This window comes from Streptomyces sp. NPDC005262 (assembly GCF_042872425.1).
Lineage (GTDB): Bacteria > Actinomycetota > Actinomycetes > Streptomycetales > Streptomycetaceae > Streptomyces.
The window spans coordinates 1-9,310 of record NZ_JBIAKK010000036.1; the positions used below are offsets into that span (position 1 = coordinate 1).

The following is a 9,310-nucleotide window of genomic DNA, read 5'->3' on the forward strand; positions in this document are numbered from 1 at the left end:
TCCTCGCGGGTGCGGGTGATGACGGTGAGGGCGGGACGCTGCTGCCGTTCGCCTGGAGCGACGTCGCCCTGTACGCGTCCGGCGCCACCTCACTGAGGGTCGTGGTGACCGTGGACGGGGCGGGCGGTATGTCACTGCGCGCCGCGGACCCGACGGGCACGCCCGTCGCCGCTGTCGGGTCGCTGGTGCTTCGGCCGCTGTCCGCAGGACAGCTGGCCGGTGCGCGCTCGGTGGCCCAGGAGTCGTTGTTCCAGGTCGACTGGACGCCGGTGACTCCGGCAGAGGCGCCCCTGCGGCTGACCGGGTTCACCGATGCGGCCGCGCTGGCCGCGGCCGTACGCGACGGCGGAAGTGTGCCGCAGGCCCTGCTCCTCGACCTGACCGACGGTGCGGGCGGGGCAGGCCGAGAGGCTGCCACCGGCCGTGAACCGGCAACGGCCGCGGAGGCGGCTCCGCTGCGGGCCCGCACCTTGACCGCCCGCGCCCTGGACGCCCTCCAGAGCTGGGCCCTCCAGCCCGAACTGGAGCCCGCCACACTGGTGGTGGTCACCTCCGGGGCGGTCGCGGTGAACGGCACCGACGAGATCCGCGATCCGGCGGCCGCCGCCGTGTGGGGGCTGGTGCGCTCCGCACAGTCGGAGAGCCCGGACCGCATCGTGCTGGTGGACCTGGACCGGGACCCGGCGTCCCGGGAGGCGCTCGGTGCCGCCCTGGCCACCGGGGAACCGCAGCTGGCGCTGCGTAACGGCAAGGCCAGCGCCCCCCGGCTCGCCCGGGGTTCCGACCGCGCGCTTCCCGTCCCCCGGGACACCGCTGCCTGGCACCTGGACGTCACCGAGCGCGGCACTCTGGCCGGACTGGCACTGGTACCCGGCTCCGGCTCGGCTCCGCTGGCCGAGGGCCAGGTCAGGGTGGCGGTCCGTGCCGCGGGCGTCAACTTCCGCGACGTCATGATCACTCTCGGCATGTACCCGGGCGACGCGGCGCTCGGTGGCGAGGGCGCGGGTGTGGTCGTCGAAGCCGGCCCCGGGGTCACCGGGTTCGCCCCGGGCGACCGGGTGATGGGTCTGCTGGAGGACGGCTTCGGGCCGCTCGCGGTGGCCGACCGGCACAAACTGGTCCGGATACCTCGAGGCTGGTCCTTCGAGGAGGCCGCCTCGGTGCCGATCGTCTTCCTGACCGCCTACTACGGGCTCCACGACCTCGCCGGTCTGCGGGCCGGCCAGTCGGTGCTGGTGCACGCCGCGACTGGTGGCGTCGGCTCCGCTGCGGTGCAACTCGCCCAGCACTGGGGCGCGGAGGTGTTCGGCACCGCGAGCCCCGGCAAATGGGACGCGCTGCGCGCCGCCGGCCTCGCCGACGACCACATCGCCAGCTCCCGCGACCTCGGCTTCCGCGAGCGGTTCCTCGCCACGACCGGCGGACGCGGTATGGACGTCGTCCTCGACTCGCTCGCGGGCGAGTACGTCGACGCCTCTCTGGAACTGCTGCCACGAGGCGGTCGCTTCCTGGAGATGGGCAAGACCGACATCCGGGATGCAGCAGAGGTCGCGGCTGCCCGTCCAGGCGTCGACTACCAGGCGTTCGACCTGGTCGAGGCCGGACCGGAGCGGATCCAGGAGATCCTCACCGACCTCGTCGCGCTGTTCGACAGCGGGGCGATCCGGCCGCCGCGCCGGAAGGTGTGGGACGTACGGCATGCCCCCGAGGCGTTCCGCTACCTGAGCCAGGCCCGGCACATCGGCAAGGTGGTGCTGACCGTACCCCGTGCCCTCGACCCCGAAGGCACGGTGTGGGTCAGCGGAACCGGCAGCCTGGGCGGGTTGACCGCCCGGCATCTGGTCACCGGGCACGGAGTGCGGCACCTGCTGCTCACCAGCCGGCGCGGCCCCGCCGCCGACGGAACGTCCGAACTCGTCGCGTCCCTGCGTGAGCTGGGAGCCGACGTCACGGTCGCCGCCTGCGACGCGACCGACCGTGACGCGGTACGCGGCGCCCTCGCCGGCATCCCGGCGGCCCATCCGCTGACCGCCGTGGTGCACACCGCCGGCGTCCTCGACGACGGCGTGGTCCCGGCGCTGACCCCCGCGCGGCTCGACACGGTCTTCGCACCGAAGGTCGACGCTGCATGGAATCTGCACGAACTCACCCGGGACCTGGACCTCGCGGCCTTCGTACTGTTCTCCTCCGCCGCGGGCACGTTCGGCAACCCGGGACAGGGCAACTACGCCGCCGCCAACGTCTTCCTCGACGCGCTCGCCGTGCACCGGCGCGCCCTGGGCCTGCCCGCCACCTCGCTCGCGTGGGGCTTCTGGTCCTACGGCAGTGACATGACGGCCCACCTCGACGGCGCCGCCCTGCAGCGCACCAAGCGGGGCGGCATGCTCGGCCTCACCGCGGAGAGCGGCATGGCCCTGTTCGACGCCGGGCTGGACTCCGCCGACGCGGCACTCGTGCCGGCGGTCCTCGACCTCGCCGATGTCCGCGCCGCGTCAGCGGACGGCCCGGTGCCCCCGCTGCTTCGCGGCCTCGTCAGGGCCGGCCGGCAGACCGCGCGGACGGCCACCCCTGCGGGCGGATCGATGGCCGATCACCTCGCCGCGCTGCCCGCCGACGAACAGGAACGCTTCCTGGTCGACCTGGTGCGTGGCCACGCGGCCACCGTCCTCGGGCACACCTCGCCCGACACGGTGGACGCCGCCCGCGCCTTCAAGGAGGCAGGTTTCGACTCGCTGACCGCCGTCGAGCTGCGCAACCGGCTCGGCTCGGGCACCGGCCTGCGGCTCTCCGCGACCGTCGTCTTCGACTACCCGACGCCGACCGCGCTCGCCCGGCACCTGCGTACCCTGATACTCGGCGACCGGGCCGAACCGGCGGTCGCCACGCCCCTTCCGCCGGCGCCGGACGCGGCGGACGACGACCCCGTCGTCATCGTCTCGATGAGCTGCCGGTTCCCCGGCGGGGTGGCCTCGCCCGAGGACCTGTGGCGGCTGGTGTCCGACGGCGTCGACGCCATCGGCGACTTCCCCGACAACCGGGGCTGGGACCTGGGCCGTCTGTTCGACCCTGATCCGGAGCACCCGGGCACCTCGTACGTGCAGCAGGGTGCGTTCCTCCACGAAGCAGGGGAGTTCGACGCCGGCTTCTTCGGGATCTCGCCGCGCGAGGCCGTCGCGATGGACCCCCAGCAGCGGCTGCTGCTGGAGACGTCCTGGGAGGTGCTGGAGCGGGCGGGTATCGAGCCGGGCAGTCTCGCCGGCGCCAAGGTCGGTGTGTACACCGGCCTGATCAGCCACGACTACACCTTCGGCATGCACAACGCCCCGGGGGACCTGGAGGGCTACCGGCTCACCGGCACCGCCGGCAGCGTGGCCTCCGGAAGGGTCAGCTACTTCCTCGGGCTGGAAGGGCCGTCGCTCAGTGTGGACACGGCCTGCTCCTCCTCGCTGGTCAGCCTGCACCTCGCGGCGCAGGCCCTGCGGGCGGGCGAGTGCTCGATGGCGCTGGCGGGCGGCGCCATGCTGATGGCCTCGCCGGACACCTTCGTGGAGTTCTCGCGCCAGCGCGGGCTGGCGGCCGACGGCCGGGTCAAGGCGTTCTCCGGTACGGCGGACGGCACCGCCTGGTCGGAGGGCGTAGGGGTGCTCCTGGTGGAGAAGCTCTCCGACGCACGGCGCCTGGGCCACCCCGTGCTCGCCGTCGTCCGCGGTTCCGCCGTCAACCAGGACGGCGCGTCGAACGGTTTGTCCGCTCCCAACGGCCCGTCGCAGGAGCGGGTCATCCGGGGGGCGCTGTCGGCCGCGGGGCTGAAAGCCGCGGATGTGGACGTGGTGGAGGCGCACGGGACAGGGACGACGCTGGGCGATCCGATCGAGGCGCAGGCGCTGCTGGCCACGTACGGGCAGGACAGGCCGGCCGACCGGCCGCTGTGGCTCGGTTCGCTGAAGTCGAACATCGGCCACGCCCAGGCCGCGGCCGGTGTCGGCAGCGTGATCAAGATGGTGATGGCGCTGCGCCACGGCGTCCTGCCCAGGACGCTGCACGTCGACGCGCCCACCCCGAAGGTCGACTGGTCGGCCGGCGCCGTGGAGCTGCTCACCGAGAACCGGGAATGGCCGGACGCGGACCGCCCTCGCCGGGCCGGCGTCTCCTCCTTCGGCGTCTCCGGTACGAACGCCCACGTCATCCTGGAACAGGCCCCCGCGGAGGAGAACGCGCACGCACCGCGGAACGGCGTCTCGCCGGCAGCCTTGGGGGAGACGGGCGCCCCGCTGCCGTGGCTGTTGTCCGCCAAGAGCCGGGCGGCCCTGCGCGGCCAGGCCGAACGCCTCACCGCCCATCTCGCGGCCCACCCCGAGGTCTCCGCCACCGACGTGGCGTTCTCGCTCGCCACCACCCGTGCCGCCCTGCCGCACCGCGCGGTGGTGATCGCCGCCGACAACGGCGAGGCCGGGACCGGCCTCGCCGCACTCGCCGCCGGCGAATCCGCACCCGGACTGGTCACCGGTACCGCCGACGTCCAGGGCAAGACGGTCTTCGTCTTCCCCGGCCAGGGGTCCCAGTGGGTGGGCATGGGTGCCGAACTCCTGGACAGCTCGACGGTGTTCGCGGCCCGGATGGGCGAGTGCGCGGCGGCTCTCGCACCGCACACCGACTGGTCGCTGCTGGACGTGATCCGACAGAGCGAGGGAGCCGCCTCTCTGGAGAGGGTCGACGTGGTCCAGCCCGTCTCCTTCGCCGTGATGGTGTCGCTGGCCGCGCTGTGGGAATCGCTCGGCGTGGTGCCCGACGCGGTGGTCGGCCACTCCCAGGGAGAGATCGCCGCCGCCGCGGTGGCGGGTGCCCTGTCGCTCCAGGACGCCGCGAAGGTCGTGGCGCTGCGCAGCAAGGTCATCGCCCGGGGCCTGGCAGGCCAGGGAGGCATGATGTCGGTCGCTCTCCCGGCCGAAGAGGCCGGGCGGCGGCTGCCCGACGGTGTGGAGACCGCCGTCGTCAACAGCCCCTCCTCGGTCGTCGTCGCCGGCGCGCCTGCCGCACTCGAAGCCCTGCACGCCGAGTTGAGGGCGGAGGGCGTCCGGGTCCGGATGGTCCCGGTCGACTACGCCTCGCACAGCTCGTACGTGGAACTCATCGAGGACGAGCTCGCCGGGCTGCTCACCGGTCTGGAGCCGCGCCGTGCCGAGGTGCCGCTGTACTCGACGGTCGACGGCGCATGGCAGGACGGCACCGGGATGGACGCCGGCTACTGGTACCGCAACCTGCGGCAGACGGTCCGGTTCAGGGAGGCGACCGATGCGCTGCTCGACCAGGGCCACCGCTTCTTCGTGGAGGTCAGTGCGCACCCGGTCGTCGCCAGCAGTGTGCAGGAGGTCCTGGACGCCCGGGACGGTGTGACGGCCATGGTGACCGGCACTCTGCGCCGGGACGAGGGCTCGTTGCGGCGGGTCATGCGGTCCCTGGCCGAACTCGGCGTACGGGGAGCGAAGGCCGGCGGGGAAGCCCTGTTCGCGGGGACCGCAGCCGCGCGGGTCGACCTCCCGACGTATGCCTTCCAGCGCGAGCACTACTGGCACGCCGACGTACCAGGCGCCGGCAGCATGAACGCCGTCGGACTGGACGAGGGGAGCCACCCCCTGGTGGGCGCCGTGGTCTCGCTGCCCGGCTCCGGCGGGGTTCTCGCCACCGGCCTGATCACCCCGGCCACCAGTGCCTGGCTCGACGACCACCGGGTGTCCGGTGCGACGGTGCTGCCCGGTGCGGCCCTGGTCGACCTGGTCATCGGTGTGGGCGACGAAGCCGGTGCGGGAGTGGTGGAAGAACTCGTCATCGAGGCGCCGCTGGTGGTCGACGGACGGACCGGCGTCCGGATCCAGGTCGCCGTCACCGGGCCCGAGGATTCGGGCCGCCGCGAGGTGAGTGTGTACGGCTCGGCCGAGGGCGAGGTCTGGACCCGCCACGCGCGTGGCGTCCTCGTCGAGCGTGGCGCCGGCGCCGGCGCCGGCGCCGGCGCCGGCTCCGGTCCCGGCCAGTGGCCGCCGGCCGGTGCCGAAGCCGTGGACGTCGACGGGTTCTACGAGCGTCAGCTCGACCGAGGTCTGGAGTACGGGCCGCTGTTCCAGGGCCTGACCGGGGTGTGGCGGCGCGGAACCGAGGTGTTCGCCGAGGTGACGCTGCCGGAAGGCACCGAGCCAGGGGGATACGGGCTGCACCCCGCGCTGTTCGACGCGGCCCTGCACGCCGGAGGATTCACCGGGGACGGCACGGACGAGGAGGGGCCTCTGCTCCCCTTCGCGTGGAGCGGCGTGGAACTGCACGCGTCCGGAGCCACGGCCCTGCGGGTCGTGGTCACCCCGGACGGCTCCGGTGGGATGGCGCTGCACGCCGCCGACACCACGGGCGAGCCGGTCCTGTCGGTCGGCTCACTGGTTCTGCGACCGCTCGGCCCGGGGCGGATGTCCGCATCCTCCGAGCCGGCGGACGCGCTCTTCCGGATGGAGTGGTCCCACGCCGCGCCGACGGCAGAGGCTCCGGAACTGCCCGAATACACCGACGAGTTCGTGAACGGGAGCGACGGGACACGATCCGCGGGCGGTGCGGCACCCGACGCCGTCCTCGTCGACCTCCTCGCGTACGCCGGGGTCACCGCGCCGGACGGGCCCGGGGAGGACGACAGCCTCCGGAGGGTACGCCTGCTGACCGGCCGCACCCTTGCCCTGCTCCAGGAATGGCTCGCCGATCCCGCTCGGGAAGGGATCCGGCTCGTCCTCGTCACCCGGGGCGCGGTCGCCGTGCGGGAAGCCGAGGAGACGGATCCGGCCGCCGCCGCGGTCTGGGGTCTGGTCCGTTCCGCCCAGTCGGAGTATCCGGGCCGGATCGTACTCGCCGATCTCGACGCCGCCCCCGGGTCCCGGGCCGTGCTGTCCTCCGCCGTCGCCACCGGTGAGCCCCAGCTGGCCCTGCGGGCGGGTGAACTGTCCGTGCCGCGCCTGGCCCGTGCGGGGGTTCAGCCGTCCGGGGCGGACCGTCCGCTGGATCCCGACGGCACGGTGCTGATCACCGGCGGCACCGGCATGATCGGTCGACTCGTGGCCCGCCACCTGGTCACCGAGCAAGGGGTCCGGCACCTCGTGCTCGTCAGCCGGCGTGGCACCGGGGCGCCCGGCGCCGAGGAACTGGTGGCGGAACTGGCCGAGTTCGGCGCCGAGGTGAGGATCGAGGCGTGTGACGCCGCCGACCGGGAGGCACTGCGCACCGTGCTGGCCGGCATAGCGCAGGAACACCCGCTGACCGGTGTCGTGCACACCGCCGGGGTGCTCGACGACGGCGTGGTCGCCGCACTGACCCCGGAACGGCTCGACGTGGTCCTAGCACCGAAGGCCGACGCCGCCTGGAACCTGCACGAGCTCACCCAGGATCTGGATCTGGCCGCGTTCGTGCTGTTCTCCTCGGCGGCCGGTGTCTTCGGCACCCCGGGCCAGGCCAACTATGCGGCGGCCAACGGATTCCTCGACGGGCTCGGCCTGCTCCGCCGCGCCCGGAAGCTGCCCGCGGTCTCCCTGGCCTGGGGCCTGTGGGGCGAGGCCAGCGGGATGACCGGCCACCTGAGCGAGGCCGACCTGCAGCGCAGCAGGCGCGGCGGCATGCTGGAGCTGTCCTCCGACGTGGGCATGCGGCTGTTCGAAACCGCTCTGCGGTCCCACGAGACCCTGCTCGTGCCGGCCAGGCTCGACCTCGCCGGGCTCGGGACACGCGGCGCCGCAGGAGAGGCCGAGGTGCCCTCGGTCCTCCGCGGCCTGGTCAGGGCTCCTCGTCGCACCGCTCGGGCAGCCCGCCGGCCCGGGGGACCGTCCCTCGTCGAACGCCTGGCGACGCTGCCCGACGTCGAACGGAGTCGCGTCCTGCTCGGACTGGTGACCACCCAGGTCGCCACGGTCCTCGGCCTCGCGCCGGCCGACGGCATCGAACCCACACAGCAGTTCAAGGACGTGGGCTTCGATTCGCTGCTGGCCGTGGAACTGCGGAACCGGCTGAGCGAGGCCGTCGGGGTCCGGCTGCCCGCGACGCTCGTCTTCGACCACCCGACGCCGATGGCTCTCGCCCGGCAGCTGAAGGAACAGCTGGTGCCCGAGGCGCAGGAGCCCGAAGCCGGGGCGCCGGCCCCGGCCGAGGGCGGCGTCGTCGAGATCGACGACGACTTCGACCTCGAAGCGGCCACCGACGAGGACCTCTTCGACCTCATCGACAGCGAACTCGGCAGCTCGTGACCCCACGACAGCGGGCCCGGATCGAACCGGCCGCCCCGAGAATCTGCCCGTGCGGCACTCCGACCAAGGGACTGAACCGGCATGACCACCCAGGATGAGAAACTCCGCGCTTATCTCAAGCGCGTGCTGGCGGACCTGCGCAGCACCGGAAAGCGTCTGCGCGAGGTGGAGGCGGCCCGGACCGAGCCGGTCGCGATCGTCGCGATGGGCTGCCGGCTGCCCGGCGGTGTCGCGTCCCCCGAAGGTCTCTGGCGGCTTCTCGAACGAGGCGAGGACGCCGTGTCCGGTTTTCCCGAGGACCGGGGCTGGGACCTGGAGGGGCTCTACGACCCGGATCCGGACCACTCCGGTACGTCGTACGTGCGTGAAGGCGGGTTCCTGCGGGACGCGGCGGAGTTCGATGCGGGCTTCTTCGGGATATCCCCGCGTGAGGCGCTCTCGATGAATCCCCAGCAGCGGCTGCTGCTGGAGACCTCCTGGGAGGTCTTCGAGCGGGCCGGGATCGACCCCACGACCCTCCAGGGCGAGCGGGTCGGGGTGTACGCGGGTGTCATGTACGCCGACTACGTGCCGCGTGGCCGGGTCCCCGCCGAGGTCGAGGGACTGCTCGGCATCGGCAATTCCGGCAGTGCGACCTCGGGCCGGGTGTCGTACACCCTGGGCCTGGAGGGCCCGGCCATCACCGTGGAGACCGCCTGCTCCTCCTCCCTGGTGGCGCTGCATCTGGCGGTGCAGGCACTGCGCAGTGGTGAGTGCTCGATGGCGCTCGCCGGCGGCGTCGCCGTGATGTCCACCCCCGACGTGTTCGTCGACTTCTCCCGGCAGCGTGGACTGGCCGCCGACGCCAGGGTCAAGGCCTTCGCCGGGGCCGCCGACGGCACCAGCCTGGGAGAGGGCGTCGGAATGCTGCTTCTCGAGCGGTTGTCGGATGCGCGGCGGCTTGGGCATCCGGTGCTGGCGGTGGTGCGGGGTTCGGCGGTGAATCAGGACGGTGCGAGCAATGGTCTGACGGCGCCGAACGGTCCGTCGCAGCAGCGGGTGATTCG

The 9,310-nt window shown here is 73.3% G+C and carries 2 protein-coding genes; both read left to right on the forward strand.

Going from position 1 to position 9,310, the window contains the following annotated elements:
• Positions 1-101 precede the first annotated feature (101 nt).
• On the forward strand, positions 102-8,264 hold the full coding sequence (locus tag ACFYP5_RS38525) for an SDR family NAD(P)-dependent oxidoreductase (RefSeq protein WP_389044697.1): 8,163 nt from the start codon (positions 102-104) through the stop codon (positions 8,262-8,264).
• A 123-nt stretch (positions 8,265-8,387) separates the two neighbouring features.
• A partial coding sequence (locus tag ACFYP5_RS38530) for a beta-ketoacyl synthase N-terminal-like domain-containing protein (protein ID WP_389044700.1) occupies positions 8,388-9,310 on the forward strand: 923 nt, incomplete at its 3' end.